Origin of the sequence: Murinocardiopsis flavida, assembly GCF_003014485.1 — a bacterium.
Classification (GTDB): domain Bacteria; phylum Actinomycetota; class Actinomycetes; order Streptosporangiales; family Streptosporangiaceae; genus Murinocardiopsis; species Murinocardiopsis flavida.
Window position 1 is genome coordinate 82,821 of sequence record NZ_PYGA01000006.1, and the last position, 16,409, is coordinate 99,229.

A 16,409-nucleotide genomic window follows, 5' to 3' on the forward strand; every position below is an offset into this window, starting at 1 on the left:
GCCCCGCCCGAGGCGCCGCGGCCCCGGCGCCCCCGTTCGCCGCTCGCCCCGCTGCGCCCGCTCGCCGCGGCCGGCGCGGCGGCCCTGCTGCTCACCGGCTGCGCCGGAGCGGGGGCGCTCGCGGGCGGCGGCGACAGCACCCGCCTGGTCATCGCCATCGTCGCCAACCCGCAGATGCAGGACGCCATGGCGCTGCAATCGGAGTTCACCGCCGAGCACCCCGGCATCGAGGTCGACTTCGTGTCGCTGCCCGAGAACGAGGCCCGCGCGAAGATCACGACGTCCATCGCCACCGGCGGCGGCGAGTTCGACGCGGTCATGATCAGCAACTACGAGACCAAGCAGTGGGCCGAGTACGGCTGGTTGGAGAACCTGCAACCGCACATCGACGCCACCGAGGGCTACGACGCCGCCGACTTCATGCCCTCCATCCGCGAGGACCTCTCCCACAAGGGCGACATGTACTCGGTGCCGTTCTACGGCGAGTCGTCGTTCGTCGCCTACCGCAAGGACCTCTTCGACAAGGCCGGGGTCACCATGCCGACCGAACCCACCTGGGACGAGATCGCCTCCCTCGCGGCCGAGGTCGACGACCCCGAGGCGGGGGTGTCCGGCATCTGCCTGCGCGGCCTCGCCGGGTGGGGCGAGGTGCTCAGCCCCTTCAACAGCGTCCTCAACACCTTCGGCGGGCGCTGGTACGACGAGCAGTGGAACGCCCAGCTCGACTCCCCCGAGTTCCGCGAGGCCGCCGAGTTCTACGTCGGCCTCGCCCGCGAGCACGGCCAGCCCGGCGCGGCGAACAGCGGGTTCGGCGACTGCCTGAACCGCTACAGCCAGGGCCGCTCCGCCATCTTCTACGACTCCACCGCCATGGTCAGCACCACCGAGGACCCCGAGGCCAGCACCGTCGTCGGCAAGAACGGCTACGTGCCGGCCCCCGTCGCCGACACCGACTACGGCGGCTGGCTCTACACCTGGTCGCTCGGCATCCCCGCCACCTCCGAGCACAAGGACGAGGCGTGGAAGTTCCTGTCGTGGATGACCGACAAGGACTACATCCGCACGGTCGGCGAGACCTACGGCTGGCAGCGGGTGCCGCCCGGCAACCGCCAGTCGACCTTCGAGATCCCCCAGTACGCCGAGGCCGCCGAGAGCTACTCCGGGCCCATGCGCAAGGGCATCGAGGACGCCGACCCCGAGGACCCCACGGTCGACCCGGTCCCCTACACCGGCATCGGCTTCCTCGCCATCCCCGAGTTCCAGGACCTGGGGACGCGGGTCAGCCAGCAGCTCAGCGCCGCCGTCGCCGGCCAGATCAGCGTCGACGAGGCGCTGGACCAGAGCCAGCGCTACGCCGAGAGCGTCGGCGACACCTACAAGGAGGAGAACCGATGACCGCCGCAGCCCCGGCCGCCCGGCGGCGCAGCCCCGCGGCGGTCGAACGCGCCGAGGGCTGGTCCCGCCGCGCACCGCTGCTGCCCGCGTTGGCGTTCATGCTGGTCGTCACCCAGCTGCCGTTCTTGTTCACGGTGTTCTACTCGGTGCAGTCGTGGAACCTGCTGCGGCCCGACTCCCGGTCGTTCGTCGGACTCGCCAACTACGCGGCGGTGTTCACCGACACCCAGTTCCTCACCGCCGCACTGAACACCATCCTCATCACCGCGTCGTGCGTCCTGGTGGCGATGCTGCTCGGGATCGCCCTGGCGATGCTGCTCGATCGCCGCTTCCTCGGCCGCGGGGTGGTGCGCACCCTGCTGATCACCCCGTTCCTGGTGCTGCCGGTGGCGACCGCGCTGCTGTGGAAGAACATCATGTTCGACCCGGTGTTCGGCCTGATCGGCTTCCTGCTCACCCCGTTCGGCCTGGGCGACCTGGACTGGGTGTCGCAGTACCCGGTGGTCTCGGTGGTCACCGCCCTGGTGTGGCAGTGGACCCCGTTCATGATGCTGCTGGTGCTCGCCGGCCTCCAGAGCCAGGGGCGCGACGTCATCGAGGCCGGGCAGGTCGACGGGGCCGGCCGGTGGCAGATGTTCGTCGCCATCACGCTGCCGCACCTGCGCCGCTACATCGAACTGGGCGTGCTGCTCGGGTCGATCTACGTGGTCAACACCTTCGACACGATCTACATGATGACCCAGGGCGGCCCGGGGACGGCAAGCGCCAACCTGCCGTTCTACATCTACCAGCGGACCTTCCTCGGCTTCGACATCGGCCAGTCCGCCGCCATGGGCGTCGTGGTCGTCGTCGGCACGATCATCGTCGCGACGCTCGCCCTGCGGCTCATCTTCCGCACCTTCATGTCCGCCCAGGAGGGGAACTCGTGACCACCGCAGCCCCCGCGCGCCCGGGTGCGGGGTCCGCCCCGCGGACCCCGGCACGCGCCACCGCACGCTCCCGGCGCGGCGACACCGCCCGCGGCACCGCGCTCACCGTCCTCACCTGGGCGATCGGCCTTGTCTTCGTCTCGCCGGTGCTGTGGCTGGTGCTGACCGCCTTCAAACAGGAGGCCGACGCGGCCACCTCGCCGCCCACGCTGCTGTTCCAGCCCACACTCGACCGGTTCCAGGCGGTGCTCGACGCCGGGTTCCTGCCCTACCTCGGCAACTCGGTGATCGCGACGCTCGTGTCGACGGCACTGGTGCTGGTCCTCGGCGTCCCGGCCGCCTACGCCCTGTCGATCCGGCCGGTGAAGCGCACCCAGGACGCGCTGTTCTTCTTCATCTCCACCAAGATGCTGCCGGTCGTGGCCGTCGTCGTCCCGCTGTACGTCGCGGCGGCCGAGATCGCGATGCTCGACAACGTGTGGACGCTGGTCGTCCTCTACACCGCGATGAACCTGCCCATCGCGGTGTGGATGCTGCGGTCGTTCTTCCTGGAGGTCCCGAAGGGCGTCATCGAGGCCGCGCAGATGGAGGGCGCCAACCTGGTGCGGGTGCTGTGGTCGGTGATGCTGCCGATCATGGCGCCCGGCGTCGCCGCCACCGCCCTGATCTGCATGATCTTCTCCTGGAACGAGTTCTTCTTCGCGGTGAACCTGACCGCGGCGCAGGCCGCCACCGTCCCGGTGTTCATGGTCGGCTTCATCACCAGCGAGGGCCTCTTCCTCGCCCAGCTCTCCGCCGCCGCGACCCTGGCCTCGCTGCCCATCGTCATCGTCGGCTGGATCGCCCAGCGCCAACTCGTCCGCGGCCTCTCCATGGGCGCCGTCAAATAACCCACCCCTCCCCAAGCCAAAGGGGCGGCCCCACAAGGGCCGCCCCTTCTTTGCGTAGCGGTACGGCCGGGACGGGGTCAGGGGGTGGGGTTTTGGGGGTTGGGGCGGCGGTGGAGGGTGATGGCGGTGATGAGGGCGGCGACGCCGAGGGCGGTGATGGCGAGTTCGGGGGCCGCGCCGAGGCGGGTGGCGGGGGTCAGGCCCGTCATGGCGGGGACCTCGGCGACGTGGACGGCCGGCTCGGCCTCAGGGGAGCGGTAGGAGACGCCGCCGTCGGGGTCGACGACCGCGCTGATACCGCTGGTGGAGGCGACCACGGCCGGGCGGCCGTGCTCGACGGCGCGCAGCCGGGTGATGGCGAGCTGCTGGTCGGACTGGCCGGTGAAGTTGTAGTTCGCGTTGTTGGTGGGGACCGCGATGATCTGGCCGCCCGCCGCGACCGACTCGCGCACCGGGGCGTCGAACGCGACGTCGAAGCAGATCGCCGTGCCGATCGTGGTGCCGTTCAGCTCCAGCGCGCCGGGTTCGGTGCCGGGCACCGCGTCGCTGCCGACCTGGTCGAGGCGCGCGACGAGCTTGGCGAAGACGTCGCGGAACGGGACGTACTCGCCGAACGGCACCAGGTAGCGCTTCGTGTAGTGGTCGCCGGGCCCGGACTCGGGGTCCCACACGACGCTGCGGACCTCGCGGGTGCGGCCGCCGTCGGAGAAGCGGTTGGTGCCCATGAGCAGCGGCACGCCGATGTCGGCCGCTGCGTCGGAGACGAGCTTCGCCGCGCCGGGGTCGGCGTAGAGGTCGATGTCGCTGGCGTTCTCGGGCAGCAGCACCAGGTCGGGCCGTTCGACCTCGCCCGAGCGCACCTGGTCGGCGAGGGTGTGCACGCCGTCGACGTGGTTCTGGAGGACCTGCATGCGCTCGCCGCCGATGGCGACCTCGCCGACCCCGGGGACGTCGCCCTGCACGAGCGCGACCCGGGCGCGGTGGTCCGTCTGGGGGGCGAACAGCAGCGGTGCCGCAACGCCCACGGCGAGGATGGCGGCGACGCCGGCCGCGCAGTAGGCGCGCAGGGCCCACGGGCCGGGCCGGTGGGCGAGCAGGCCCGCCAGGCGGCCGCGCGGCGGCCCGGTGGACTGCCCCGCGGCGGACGGCGACCCGGCGGGCTGTCGGGGGGTGCGGCGGCCGGGGGCGAAGCTCAGGGCGAACGCGAGGAGCAGCGTGCCGCTCAGCGCCACCATGAAGGTCACCAGGGCCGAGGAGCCCCAGGCGGCGTACCCGGCGAAGGGGGTGTCGGGCTGGCTGAAGGCGAGCTTGCCCCAGGGGAACCCGCCCAGCGGGAACCGGGACCGCACCGCCTCCTGGGCCACCCACAGCGCGGGCACCCAGAGGGTCCACCCGCGCAGCCGCAGTACGGCCGCCGACGCCATGGCGAGGAACACGAAGTAGGCGGCCTCGGCGGCGGCGATGAGCAGCCACACGTCGTTGCCGAAGATCTCCTGCCATTTCAGCAGCGGCACCATCAGGGCCGCGCCGGACAGCAGCCCCAGCCAGGCTGCGCGGCGCGCCCGCACCCCGAGGACGGCGAAGGCCAGCAGCGCGGCGCTGAGCGGGGCGAGGAACCACAGCCCGTAGGGCGGGAGGGCGAACAACTGGGCCAGGCCGGAGCCCGCTGCGGCGAGGGCCCGCCAGAGTGTGTCGTGGCGGCCGAAGCGCCGCCCGGCGGGCGGCGGCAGCGGTGCGGGCGCCCCCTCGGGGCCGGGAATCTCCGGACGTGTGTCCTCGGCTACCACGCGCGGCTCTCTTCCCTGCATCACAGACCCGGTCCGACCTTTGCAGCCTAATACCGGGCCGGCGCGGCCCCGCGCGGGGCCGGGCAGGGAAGGAGTCCATGGGGGGACGCGGAAAAGACCCGTTCACCCTTCGGACCGGCACCGTCTCGTCGGCGGCGAGCGCGGTAACCGTTGTCTACTGGATGTCCGGGCCTTTTCCGGGTCCAACCCCCCGCCCGGTCGCGGCACCCCGGGCCTTCCCGCGCCGCCCGCCGCACCTGGTGCGTGGTGCGGCGTCCGACGCGCGACGGTCCGGACCGCTCAACCGGTCCGTCCAGTGCTGGACTGGCCTGTAGGTTACCGAGACTCCCCGCTCCGCGCCGCAACACTCGTCGGCCGTGTCGGCCTTGGGATGGTCCCGCAACGCGCGCGCGATGGGAGGGAAAGGCCAGGTAACCGTGCGTCAGGCTAACGCACCTGGCAATGCGATGCCAGCCCGGCGCCGCGCGCCTCCGAAGGCCGTTTCCCGCCTTTTGCCGAACGGCGCCGCGGGCGCCCGCGCGCCCCCGCATCCCCCTGATCGGTTCCGTGATCGACCGATCAGCGAAGTGATCAGCGGACGACGGCATCGCGGAGATCTCGGGCCATTTTTCCGCATCGCGGACGAACGGCGATCGAAAGTCGGCAAAGCCTCGACAAAACGGTCGGATATGGTGTTCGATAAGGCCAGTTCATCGATTAGAAGCGATCACCGATCGAAAACACGCGTCGGCCCCCCCGGGTCCGGCCGCACAGGAGATGTGACCCATGGCGAAAATCGTCCTCGAAGACGTCGACAAGGTGTACGCGGGCAACGTCAAAGCCGTCGACGCGCTCAACCTGGAGATCGAGCACGGCGAGTTCATGGTGCTCGTCGGCCCCTCCGGCTGCGGCAAGTCCACCGCGCTGCGCATGATCGCCGGACTTGAGGAGATCACCGGCGGCACCCTCTACATCGGCGAGAACGTCGTCAACGACCGCCCGCCGAAAGACCGCGACATCGCCATGGTCTTCCAGAACTACGCGCTCTACCCGCACATGACCGTCGAGCAGAACCTCGCCTTCGGCCTGAAGCTGCGCAAGACCCCCAAGGCCGAGATCGAGCGCCGGGTCAAGGAGGCCGCGGGCATGCTCGGCCTGGAGCCCTACCTCAAGCGCAAGCCCGCCGCGCTGTCCGGCGGCCAGCGCCAGCGCGTCGCCATGGGCCGCGCGATCGTCCGCGAGCCGCAGGCGTTCCTCATGGACGAGCCGCTGTCCAACCTCGACGCCAAGCTGCGCGTGCAGATGCGCGCCTCGCTGAACCAGCTCCACGAGCGCCTGGGCGTCACGACCGTCTACGTCACGCACGACCAGATCGAGGCCATGACCCTGGGCGACCGGGTCGCCGTGCTGCGCGACGGCAAGCTCCAGCAGGTCGACACCCCGAAGAACCTGTTCGACAACCCCAAGAACCTCTTCGTCGCCGGGTTCATCGGCTCCCCCGCCATGAACTTCGTCGAAGCCCAGTTGGAGAAGGACGGCGACGCCGGCAAGCTCTCGTTCGCCGGGCACACCCTGCCCGTTCCGGCCGAGACCATCACCGAGCGCCCCGCGCTGCGCGAGTACTTCGGCAAGAAGATCGTCCTCGGCATCCGCCCCTCCGACTTCGACGACGCCGCGCTCGCCTCGCACAACTCGGGGACCATGGAGATCACCGCCGATGTCACCGAGGAGCTCGGCACCGAGATCAACGTCATCTTCACGATCGACGCCCCGCCGCTCCAGCACGAGGACGCCGCGGCCCTGGCCGCCGACGCCGCCGACGGCGAGGAGGACGCCGCGAGCGCGGCCCTGCCGCTGTCGGGCGACAAGTCCATCTTCACCGCGCGGGTGAACCCCCGCAGCTCGGTGCGGCCCGGCCAGACCCTGAAGCTCGCCATCGACGCCAGCCAGCTGCACTACTTCGACACCGAGAGCGGCAAGTCGATCGGCTACCACGACTGATCGACCCCCACTCGCAACGCCGAGAGGGCGGGTGCGGCGCACCGGCGCCGCACCCGCCCTCTCGTGCTTTCGTGCTTTCGGGCTTTCGGGCTTTCGGGCTTTCGGGCTACTTCACCGCGCCGGCCATGACCCCCTGCACGAAGTAGCGCTGGAACGCGAAGAACACGATCAGCGGCACGATCATCGACAGGAACGCGCCCGCCGAGATCACGTCGATGTTCGCGCCGAACTGGCGCATCTCCGACTGGAGCGCCCGCGTCATGGGCTGGCTGGTCTGGTCGGCGAACACCAGGGCCACCAGCAGGTCGTTCCACACCCACAGGAACTGGAAGATCGCCAGCGAGGCGATCGCCGGCCCGCCCAGCGGCAGGATGACCCTGCGGAAGATGGTGAACTCCTTGCCGCCGTCCATCCGCGCCGCCTCCAGCAGGTCGCGCGGGATCGCGGCGAAGAAGTTGCGCAGCAGGAAGATCGCGAACGGCAGCCCGAACCCCACGTGGAACAGCACCACGCTGACTATGTTGCCGAAGATGCCCAGCGCACCGTAGATCTGCGCGATGGGCACCAGCGCGACCTGCAACGGGACCACGAGCAGCCCCACGACCCCGAGGAACAGCCAGTCGCGGCCGGGGAACTCCAGCCACGCGAACGCGTAGGCGGCGAGCGCCGCGATCACCACGATGATGACGGTCGCGGGCACCGTGATCAGGATCGTGTTCCAGAACGACCCGGTGAACGCCTCGTTGTCGAGGAGGTTCGCGTAGTTCTCCAAGGTGATCTGCGAGGGCGACGCCAGCGCCGTCCACCACCCCGCCGCCGCGTTGTCCTGCGGCGAGCGCAGGCTCGCGATGAACAGCCCCAGGGTCGGCACCAGCCAGAACAGCGCCAGCAGCACCAGGACCACCTGGACGGCGCCCGACCCCAGCCGGCCGACGATGCGCGAACCCACCGAGCGGCGCGGCGCGCCCTCGCCGACACCCGCACCGCCCGCTCCCGGGGCCGGTGCCGTTCCCGGCGCCGTTCCCTGCCCGGCCGCCTCCGGTACGCCGTCTCCGCTCATGCGCACTCACCACCCCTGACTCGCCGTACGGGCACCCGGCACGCGCCCCGCGGACGCTGCCGCGGCGCGGTGCCCCCGCGCCGCCCCGGGCTCATGAGTTCTCCTGGCGGAACCGCCGGATCTGGAAGATCATCGCGGGGATCACCAGCAGCAGCAGGAACACCGCGAGCGCGCTGCCGAGCCCCTGGTCGTTGGCGCCGCCGAAGGACACCCGCCACATCTCCAGCGCGAGCACGTTGGCGTCGGACTGGACCGACCCCGGCGCGATGATGAACACCAGGTCGAAGATCTTCAGCACGTAGATCATCAGGGTGACGAAGACGACGAGCAGCACCGGCGACAGCAGCGGCACCGTGACCCGCCGGAACACCTGCCACTCCGTCCCGCCGTCGACCCGTGCGGCCTCCAGCGCCTCGCGCGGGATCGCGGCGAGCCCCGCGGCGATGAGGACCATCGCGAAGCCCGCCCACACCCACAGGTACGCGCCGATGATGGACGGCGTGATGAGGGCCGGGCCCAGCCACGTGACCCCGTTGTAGGGCTCGGTGAAGTTGCGCGCGCTCAGCCGGATCTCGTACGCGCCGCCGCCGACCCCGTCGAGGGTGAAGGTGCCGTCGGCGCGGGTCGTGGTGGTCGCCGCCACCTCGCCGTCGCGCACGGCCTGCACCTCCATCGCGGGCAGGCCCGTCTCTGCGCCGTCCAGATCGCCCTCGGTGCCGCCTCCGCCGCGGGTGAAGTCGAGCCACACCGTCCCGGTGACGGCGCCGTCCTTCGCTTCGGGTTCGGCGGCCTTCTCCGTGCCGTCGGGCAGGGTGTCGTTGGGCACCCCCACCAGCGGCAGCAGGACGGTGTCGCCCGCCGAGGCGGGCTCGCCCAGTGCCAGGCCGCCGCCGTCCGCCTCGGCGAGGGGCGACTCCGGGCGCGGGCGGGCGTCGGGGTAGGACGCCGCGGGCGCGACGGTGTCGCGGACGGAGGTGATGACCGCGTTGGCCATCCCCCGGTCGGGGTCCTGCTCGTAGACCAGCCGGAAGATCACGCCGGAGGCCAGGAAGGAGATGGCCATCGGCATGAACACGACGATCTTGAACGCGGTGGACCACCGGATCCGCTCGGTGAGCACCGCGAAGAGCAGGCCGACCACGGTCACCAGCGTGGGCGCCACGACCAGCCAGACGACGTTGTTGCGCAGCGCGATGAACGTCGACTCGCTGGCGAACATGGCCGCGTAGTTGCCGAGGCCGACGAACACCAGGCCGTCGGCGTCCCACAGGCTGCGGTAGACCGAGAACACGATCGGATACACCATGTACGCGCCGAGGAACACCAGCGCGGGCAGCAGGAACACCGCCGCCAGCCAGGAGGGCGGGCCCAGGCGGCCCGACCCTCCCGTGGCGGCGGCACCGGCGGCGCCCGCGCCGCGCTCCGGCGCGTCCGCGGGATCCCCAGTGGTCGCCATCGGACCCTCCCTCTCGATTCGGGGCTCGCCCCGCGGCCGGCTCAGGAGTCGGCGGCCGCCGCCGACTTCTCCAGTGCCTCGGCCGTGCCCTTGGCGTCGCCGGGGTCGCGCAGGTAGTCCTGGAGCGCCGCCCACATGCCCTTGCCCTCGGTGCCGCCGAACGCGCTGGGCACCTGGTCGGACAGGTCGTAGCGGACGTTGTCGCCGGCGTCCAAAATGGTCTGGGCGAGGTCCTTGGTGGTCTTGTCGGCGTAGGCGCCGGCCTCGACCTCGCTGTTCGCAGACAGGTAGCCGCCCAGCCCGGCCCACGTGGTCCCGGCCTCGGGTGAGGCGAGGTAGGCGAGCAGCTCCTGGGTACCCTTCTTCTCGCTCATCCCCGCCGCGATGTCGCCGCCGACGACCACCGGCGCGTCGTCGCCGACCGCGGGGAACGGGAAGGTGAGCGCGTCCTCGCCGACCGTCGACCCGGCCTCGGCGACGCTCGCCGCGACGAAGTCCGCCTCCATCACCATGGCGGCCTTCTGCTGGCCGTACACCTGGGTGACGCAGGTCGGGAAGTCGGTCTGCACCGCGCCCTTGGCGCCGCCGGCCATCATGGTCTTCTCGCCCCACACGTCGGCGAGGGTCTCCAGCGCCTTGACGACGCTGGGGTCGGTCCACTTGATCTCGTGCGCGACGAGCTGGTCGTACTTCTCCGGCCCGGCCTGGGACAGATAGACGTTCTCGAACCAGTCGGTGAGGGTCCAGCCCGATGCGCCGCACATGGCGAACGGGGTGATCCCCGCGTCCGACAGCGTGCCCGAGACCTCGCCGGTGAGGTCCTTCCAGGTGGCGGGGGCCTCGACCCCGGCCTCGTCGAAGGCGTCTGGCCGGTACCAGACGATGGACTTGTGCGCGGCCTTGATCAGGATGCCGTAGGGCTCGCCCTCGACCGAGCCGAGCTCCTTCCAGTAGTCGCTGTAGTTGTCGTCCAGCGCCTTCGCCGCGTCGCCCTCCAGGGGCACCAGGGCGTCCTTCCCGGCGTACTCGGCGAGCAGCCCGGGCTGGGGCAGGATGGCGACGTCGGGCGCCTCCCCCGCCTCGATCTTGGGCCCGAGGTAGGCGCCGGTGTCCTCACCGGTCGACTCGTAGGAGACCTTCGCGCCGGTGTCCTTCTCGAACGCGTCGAGGACCTTCTCGAAGTTCTCTTGCTCGACCCCGGTCCACTTCGCGGCGACCTGCAACTCGACGCCGTCGAGGGCGCCGCCGCCCCCGTTGCCGCCCGATCCGCCCCCGGGCGCGCACCCCGACGCCGCCAGGGCGCCCGCGGCTGCGACGGCGATCACGCCGCGAACGCTCCGCCACTGTCTACGCATGGGTTCCTTCTCTCTCCTGGTCTTCGGGCCGCTCGGAGTCGCCCCAGATCGCGGCCCCCGTTTCGGGGTCGAAGAAGTACAGCCGCTCGGTGTCGACGCGGACGCGCACCGGCCGCCCCTCGGCGGCGGCCGAGCGGGGGCTGAAGCGGGCGATGGCGGTGCTGTGCGCGCGGTCCGCCGCGGCGTCGAGCCCTTCGGTGCCGGCGTCGCGTGCCAGCTCCCTGGTGTCCTCGGTGACCATCGGCGCGGCGTCGATACCGAAGTGGATGAGCAGCTCGGAGCCGAGCGCCTCGACGAGGTCGGTGGTGGAGTCCAGGACGGCGCCGTCCGGGGCGGGGTGCAGATCGGCGTCGTGCAGGTCCTCGGGCCGGATGCCCATGCCGATGTCGCGCCCGCTGAACTCGCGCAGCCGGGGGCGCCGGGCGAGCAGGTCGGCGGGGACGGTGAGCCGCTGCCCGCCGACGGCCACCGCCAGGCCGCCGCCTTCGGGTTCCAGCCGCACCTGGAGCAGGTTCATGGCGGGCGAGCCGATGAAGCCGGCGACGAACACGTTGACGGGGCGCTCGTACAGCTCCTGGGGCGGCGCGACCTGCTGGAGCACGCCCTTCTTCATGACGGCCACCCGGTCGCCCAGCGTCATGGCCTCGACCTGGTCGTGGGTGACGTAGATGGTGGTGACGCCGAGGTCGCGCTGGATGCGGGAGATCTCCGCGCGCATCTGCACGCGCAGCTTGGCGTCGAGGTTGGACAGCGGCTCGTCCATGAGGAACGCCTGGGGGCGGCGGACGATCGCGCGGCCCATGGCGACGCGCTGGCGCTGGCCGCCGGAGAGGTTGCGGGGCTTGCGGTCGAGGTGCTCGGTGAGGCCGAGGGTCGCGGCCGCGGCCTCCACGTTCTCCCGGATCACGGCCTTGGGGACCTTGCGGAGTTGCAGGCCGAAGCCGATGTTGTCGCGGACGGTCAGGTGCGGGTAGAGGGCGTAGCTCTGGAAGACCATGGCGACGTCGCGGTCGCGCGCCGGAACGGCGTTGACGAGGCGCTCGCCGATGCGGACCGCACCGCCGCTGATCTCCTCCAGGCCGGCGACCATCCGCAGCGCCGTGGTCTTGCCGCAGCCGGAGGGGCCGACCAGGACCAGCAGCTCGCCTTCTGTGATGTCGAGGTCGAGGCCGTCGACCGCCCGCGTGCCGTCGGGGTAGATCTTGCTGACCCCGGCCAAATGGACATTCGCCACGATCCGTCTCCCCGCCTCGGCCGCGAAACGCTGAGTGAGCACCGTTCACCACTGTGCGACAGGTCACACTCCCTGTTGTACGAGGGACGTTATCGCGGCGGCACGGCCGGAAAGTGGCTTTATCCGATTACGGTTCGGCATAGTCGATGCGGTTTTATCCCACATGTGCCGGATGTTCTTCATGCGGCTTTTGTGCCGCCGGGTGGCCGGTAGCGGCCGCACCCGCAGGCCCCCGCCGCACGGCCGCGCGGGAGGGCCCCCGGACCGGGCTTCAGCCCGGCTCGCCCAGGCGGCGGGCGATCACCATGCGCTGGACCTGGTTGGTGCCCTCGACGATCTGGAGGACCTTGGCCTCGCGCATCAGGCGCTCGGCCGGGAAGTCGCGCGTGTAGCCGTTGCCGCCGAGGACCTGGACGGCGTCGGTGGTGACGGCCATGGCGGCGTCGCTGGCGAACAGCTTCGCCATGGCGGCCTGGGTGCCGAAGGGCCGGCCGGCGTCGCGGCGCCGGGCCGCCGCCAGGTACAGGGCGCGGGCCGCCTCGACCTTGGTGGCCATGTCGGCGAGCAGGAAACCGAGCCCCTGGTGCTCGCCGATGGGCCGGCCGAACTGGGTCCGCTCGCGCGCGTACCCGGCGGCGAGGTCGAGCGCAGCCTGGGCGACGCCGACCGCGCAGGCGGCGATGCCCAGCCGCCCGGAGTCGAGCGCGGCGAGCGCGATGGCGAAGCCCTGCCCCTCGGCGCCGATCCGGCTGCCGGGCGGCAGGTGCGCGTCCTCGAAGCGCATGGCGGCGGTCGGCGAGGACCGCATGCCCATCTTGTGCTCGGGCGGGGCCGCGCTGACACCGGGGGTGGCGGCGGGCACGTGCAGGCAGGTGATGCCGGCCGGGCCGGCGGCGCCGGTGCGGGCGAACAGCGTGTAGAAGTCGGCGGCGCCGCCGTGGGTGATCCAGGACTTGGCGCCGTTGACACGGTACCCGCCGCCGGGGTCGGCCGCGGCGCGGGTGGACAGGGCCGCCGCGTCGGAGCCCGCGTGGGCCTCCGACAGGCAGTAGGCGCCCAGCAGCGACCCGCCGAGCAGGTCGGGCAGCAGCTCCGCGCGCTGGGCGTCGGTGCCGTACCCGGCGACGGGGAAGCAGGAGAGGGTGTGCACGCTCATGCCGAGGCCCACGGCCAGCCATGCGCCCGCGAGCTCCTCGATGACCTGCAAGTAGACCTCGTAGGGCTGCTCGCCGCCGCCGTAATCGGCCGGGTAGGGCAGGCCGAGCAGCCCGGCCGCGCCGAGGCGGGCGAAGACCTCACGGGGGAAGACGCCGTCCTCCTCGTCGGCCGCCGCGCGCGGCGCGACCTCCTTCGCCGCCATCTCCCTGGTGAGGTCGAGCAGGTCGGCGGCCTCGCTGGTGGGGAGCGCGCGTTCCACTGCCATCTGGCTGATCACCTCGTGCGTCTCGCGGGTCTGCGCCGGATGCGCCCTGGCCGGGCGCCGGCGGCGGGCCCGGATCCGGGCACCCCACGGAGATAGTAGGCCGTCCAACTATCTCCCCGCCACACCCCCGCCACCTGCCCTGCGGCCCCTTGCGCCCCAGGAGACGCCTTTACCTGACAGAAATGTTTTGGTTACTCCCCATTGACCGGAACCGAACGTGTGTTTAGTTTGTCCATGCATACAACAAAAGTCCGCCAATTTTCGACAAAAGCCGGTTCTCCGGCCGCTGCACTCCGCTTTCGCACCCATGCGCCGCGCCCGCCCCCGGACGCCCGCCCTCGTGCCCACAGTCCGTCGCACCCCCGACGACCGGAAGAGCGACCATGCGCAGTCCCCTTGTCCGATTGTTGAGCATCCCCCTGGCGGCCGTCCTCGCCGCCGGATTCGCCGCAGCACCCCCCGCCACCGCCGAACCGACCAAGGCCGCCGAGTCGGACTTCGACCAGGTGCAGCTCGCCAAAGGCGGCGACAACCTCGGCGAGACCATGGGCCTCGCCGTCCTCCCCGACACCAGCGTCCTGACCACCTCGCGCAGCGGCGAGATCTACTACACCCGCGAGGCCGGCGACACCCGCCTCGCCGCCACGCTCGACACCTACACCCACAACGAAGAAGGGGTCCAAGGCATCGCCGTCGACCCCAAGTTCCGCCGCAACAACCACGTCTTCGTCTACTACTCCCCCGCCCTCGACACACCCGAGGGCGACGCCCCGGGCTCCGGGACGCCGGAGGACTTCGAGAAGTGGAAGGGCCACAACCGGCTGTCCCGGTTCACCTTCGACCCGGAGAAGGGGACCCTCGACACCGCCAGCGAGAAGGTCGTCCTGAAGGTCCCCACCAACCGCGGCCTCTGCTGCCACATGGGCGGCCAGATCGACTTCGACAAGCACGGCAATCTGTACCTGTCGACCGGCGACAACTCCAACCCGTTCGAGTCCGACGGCTACAGCCCCATCGACGACAGCGCCGACCGCAACCCCGCCTACGACGCGCGCCGCACCTCGGGCAACACCAACGACCTCCGCGGCAAGCTGCTGCGCATCCGCGTCAAACCCAACGGGACCTACAGCGTCCCCAAGGGCAACCTGTTCAAGCAAGGCACCGCCAAGACCAAACCGGAGATCTACGCGATGGGGCTGCGCAACCCCTTCCGGTTCCGGGTGGACGAGAAGACCGGCACCGTGTGGATGGGCGAGTACGGGCCCGACGCCGCCCAGGCCTCCGAACGCGGCCCCTCCGGCAAGGTGTCCTTCCTGCGCATCGCCGGCCCCGGCAACTACGGCTGGCCGTTCTGCACCGGCGACAAGTTGGAAGCCGACTCCTACGCCGACTGGGACTTCGCCACCGGCACCGCCGGCCCGAAGTTCGACTGCGCCGGCGGCGCCACCAACGACTCCCGGCACAACACCGGACTGGAGAAGCTGCCGCCCGCGAAGCCCGGCTGGCTGACCTACGACGGCGCCTCGGTGCCCGAACTCGGCGACGGCAGCGAGTCCCCCATGGGCGGGCCCGTCTACCACTACGACCCCGACCTGAAGAACGAGACGAAGTTCCCCGAGTCCTACGACGAGAAGGTCTTCCTCTACGAGTTCGGCCGCCAGTGGATCAAGTCGGTCACCCCCGGCACCGACGGCCCCGAGAAGATCGAGGACTTCCCCTGGGCCGGCTTCCAGCTCATGGACATGGAGTTCGGCCCGGACGGCTCCCTCTACGTCCTCGACTACGGTGAGACCTGGTTCGGCAAGGACCCCGAGAAGGCCCTGTACCGCATCGACTACTCCCCCGACGACAAGACCCCCGTCGCGGCGGTCGACGCCGACAAGACCGCCGCCGGCGAAGGCCCCCTCGAGGTGAAGTTCGACGGCACCGGGTCGGCCGACCCCGACGGCACCGAACTCAGCTACGCGTGGGACTTCGACGGCGACGGGACCACCGACTCCACCGAGGCCACCGGCTCGCACACCTACACCGACGACGGCGTGTACCGCGCCATCCTGCGCGTCACCGACGCCACCGGCAAGACCGGCGCCGCGGGGGTCAACATCACCATCGGCAACACCCCGCCGGAGATCACCTTCGACGCCCCCAAGCCCGGGCAGTTCATGGACTTCGGCGACACCGTCGGCTTCGACGTCAAGGTCACCGACGCCGAGGACGCCGAGATCGACTGCGAGAAGGTCACGGTCTCCTTCGCGCTCGGCCACGACAACCACGCCCACCGGATGAACTCCGCCAACGGCTGCACGGGCAGCATCGAGACGGGCCTCGCCGGCGGGCACGACACCAACCAGGACATCTACGGCACGTTCATCGCCGAGTACACCGACAACGGAGCGGGCGACCTACCGCCGGTCACCGGCAGCAGCGAGATCGAGCTGGCGCCCAAGCACCGCCAGGCCGAGTTCTACCACGACTCCCAGGGCGTGGAGGTCGTCGACGCCGACGGCGCCGAAGGCGGCAAGGCCGTTGGCGGCATCGGCGCGGGCGACTGGATCGCGTTCGACCCGGCGAACTTCGCCGGCACCGACGGCGTGAGCGTCCTCGCCAAGGGCGCGGCGGGCGGCACCGTCGAGGTGCGGTCCGGGGCACCCGACGGTCCGCTGGTCGCCGGGCCCATCGAGGTCCCCGCGGGCGGCGACTTCGCCGAGACCCCCGCGGCCGACATCACCGACCCCGGCGGATCCCAGGCCATGTACCTGGTGTTCGGCGGTGACGGCGGCGACCTCTTCCAGCTCGACGCCCTCACCGTGACCGGGTCGGGCGCCGCCGGAAAGCGCGACTGATCCAGGCGGGGCCGGGGCGCACACGCCCCGGCCCCG

At 71.2% G+C, this 16,409-nt stretch carries 11 protein-coding genes; 5 read left to right on the forward strand and 6 right to left on the reverse strand.

Annotated elements, in window-relative coordinates:
- The first annotated feature begins 51 nt into the window (after positions 1-51).
- The 3 genes from CLV63_RS10575 to CLV63_RS10585 are packed head-to-tail and all read left to right on the forward strand — an operon-like array spanning position 52 to position 3,214.
- The gene (locus CLV63_RS10575; protein WP_106582945.1) at positions 52-1,395 is read left to right on the forward strand and encodes an ABC transporter substrate-binding protein; all 1,344 of its coding nucleotides are present in this window, start codon (positions 52-54) and stop codon (positions 1,393-1,395) included.
- On the forward strand, positions 1,392-2,324 hold the full coding sequence (locus CLV63_RS10580; protein ID WP_106582781.1) for a carbohydrate ABC transporter permease: 933 nt from the start codon (positions 1,392-1,394) through the stop codon (positions 2,322-2,324). Before CLV63_RS10575 ends, CLV63_RS10580 begins: the two co-directional genes overlap by 4 nt.
- Positions 2,321-3,214: a carbohydrate ABC transporter permease gene (locus CLV63_RS10585; protein ID WP_106582782.1), complete on the forward strand. Its 894-nt coding sequence runs from the start codon at positions 2,321-2,323 to the stop codon at positions 3,212-3,214. Before CLV63_RS10580 ends, CLV63_RS10585 begins: the two co-directional genes overlap by 4 nt.
- A gap of 77 nt (positions 3,215-3,291) precedes the next feature.
- On the opposite strand, the gene lnt is transcribed toward CLV63_RS10585, so the two are convergent.
- Complete coding sequence (gene lnt / locus CLV63_RS10590; protein WP_106582783.1) at positions 3,292-5,001, reverse strand: apolipoprotein N-acyltransferase; 1,710 nt, start codon at positions 4,999-5,001, stop codon at positions 3,292-3,294.
- A 786-nt stretch (positions 5,002-5,787) separates the two neighbouring features.
- Between lnt and CLV63_RS10595 the strand changes: the two genes are divergently transcribed.
- A complete protein-coding gene (locus CLV63_RS10595) occupies positions 5,788-7,002 on the forward strand; it encodes an ABC transporter ATP-binding protein (protein ID WP_106582784.1) in 1,215 nt (404 codons plus the stop codon).
- Between the two features lie 106 nt (positions 7,003-7,108).
- Here the strand turns inward: CLV63_RS10595 and CLV63_RS10600 are convergent, their stop codons facing one another.
- The 5 genes from CLV63_RS10600 to CLV63_RS10620 form a co-directional block, all read right to left on the reverse strand.
- A complete protein-coding gene (locus CLV63_RS10600; protein WP_106582785.1) occupies positions 7,109-8,062 on the reverse strand; it encodes a carbohydrate ABC transporter permease in 954 nt (317 codons plus the stop codon).
- A gap of 91 nt (positions 8,063-8,153) precedes the next feature.
- Entirely contained in the window at positions 8,154-9,518 is a 1,365-nt protein-coding gene (locus CLV63_RS10605; RefSeq protein WP_106582786.1) for a carbohydrate ABC transporter permease, read from the reverse strand.
- A gap of 41 nt (positions 9,519-9,559) precedes the next feature.
- Positions 9,560-10,840 carry an ABC transporter substrate-binding protein gene (locus CLV63_RS10610; RefSeq protein ID WP_106582946.1) on the reverse strand — a complete coding sequence of 427 codons (1,281 nt, stop codon included), beginning with the start codon at positions 10,838-10,840 and terminating at the stop codon, positions 9,560-9,562.
- 25 nt (positions 10,841-10,865) lie between these two features.
- Positions 10,866-12,107 (reverse strand): ABC transporter ATP-binding protein, encoded by a 1,242-nt coding sequence (locus CLV63_RS10615; protein ID WP_106582787.1) that lies wholly within the window; start codon positions 12,105-12,107, stop codon positions 10,866-10,868.
- A gap of 271 nt (positions 12,108-12,378) precedes the next feature.
- Positions 12,379-13,530, reverse strand: coding sequence for an acyl-CoA dehydrogenase family protein (locus CLV63_RS10620; RefSeq protein WP_106582788.1), 1,152 nt, complete (start codon positions 13,528-13,530; stop codon positions 12,379-12,381).
- 383 nt (positions 13,531-13,913) lie between these two features.
- On the opposite strand from CLV63_RS10620, the gene CLV63_RS10625 reads away from it, so the two are divergent.
- Positions 13,914-16,373, forward strand: a complete 2,460-nt coding sequence (locus CLV63_RS10625) for a PQQ-dependent sugar dehydrogenase (protein WP_106582789.1) — start codon at positions 13,914-13,916, stop codon at positions 16,371-16,373.
- The last annotated feature ends 36 nt before the right edge of the window (positions 16,374-16,409 follow it).

Coding starts and splice junctions, on each gene's coding strand:
- CLV63_RS10580 (WP_106582781.1), top strand. CDS start 1,392: ATGACCGCCGCAGCCCCGGCCGCCCGGCGGCGCAGCCCCGCGGCGGTC.
- CLV63_RS10595 (WP_106582784.1), top strand. CDS start 5,788: ATGGCGAAAATCGTCCTCGAAGACGTCGACAAGGTGTACGCGGGCAAC.
- CLV63_RS10600 (WP_106582785.1), bottom strand. CDS start 8,062: ATGAGCGGAGACGGCGTACCGGAGGCGGCCGGGCAGGGAACGGCGCCG.
- CLV63_RS10605 (WP_106582786.1), bottom strand. CDS start 9,518: ATGGCGACCACTGGGGATCCCGCGGACGCGCCGGAGCGCGGCGCGGGC.
- CLV63_RS10620 (WP_106582788.1), bottom strand. CDS start 13,530: ATGGCAGTGGAACGCGCGCTCCCCACCAGCGAGGCCGCCGACCTGCTC.
- CLV63_RS10625 (WP_106582789.1), top strand. CDS start 13,914: ATGCGCAGTCCCCTTGTCCGATTGTTGAGCATCCCCCTGGCGGCCGTC.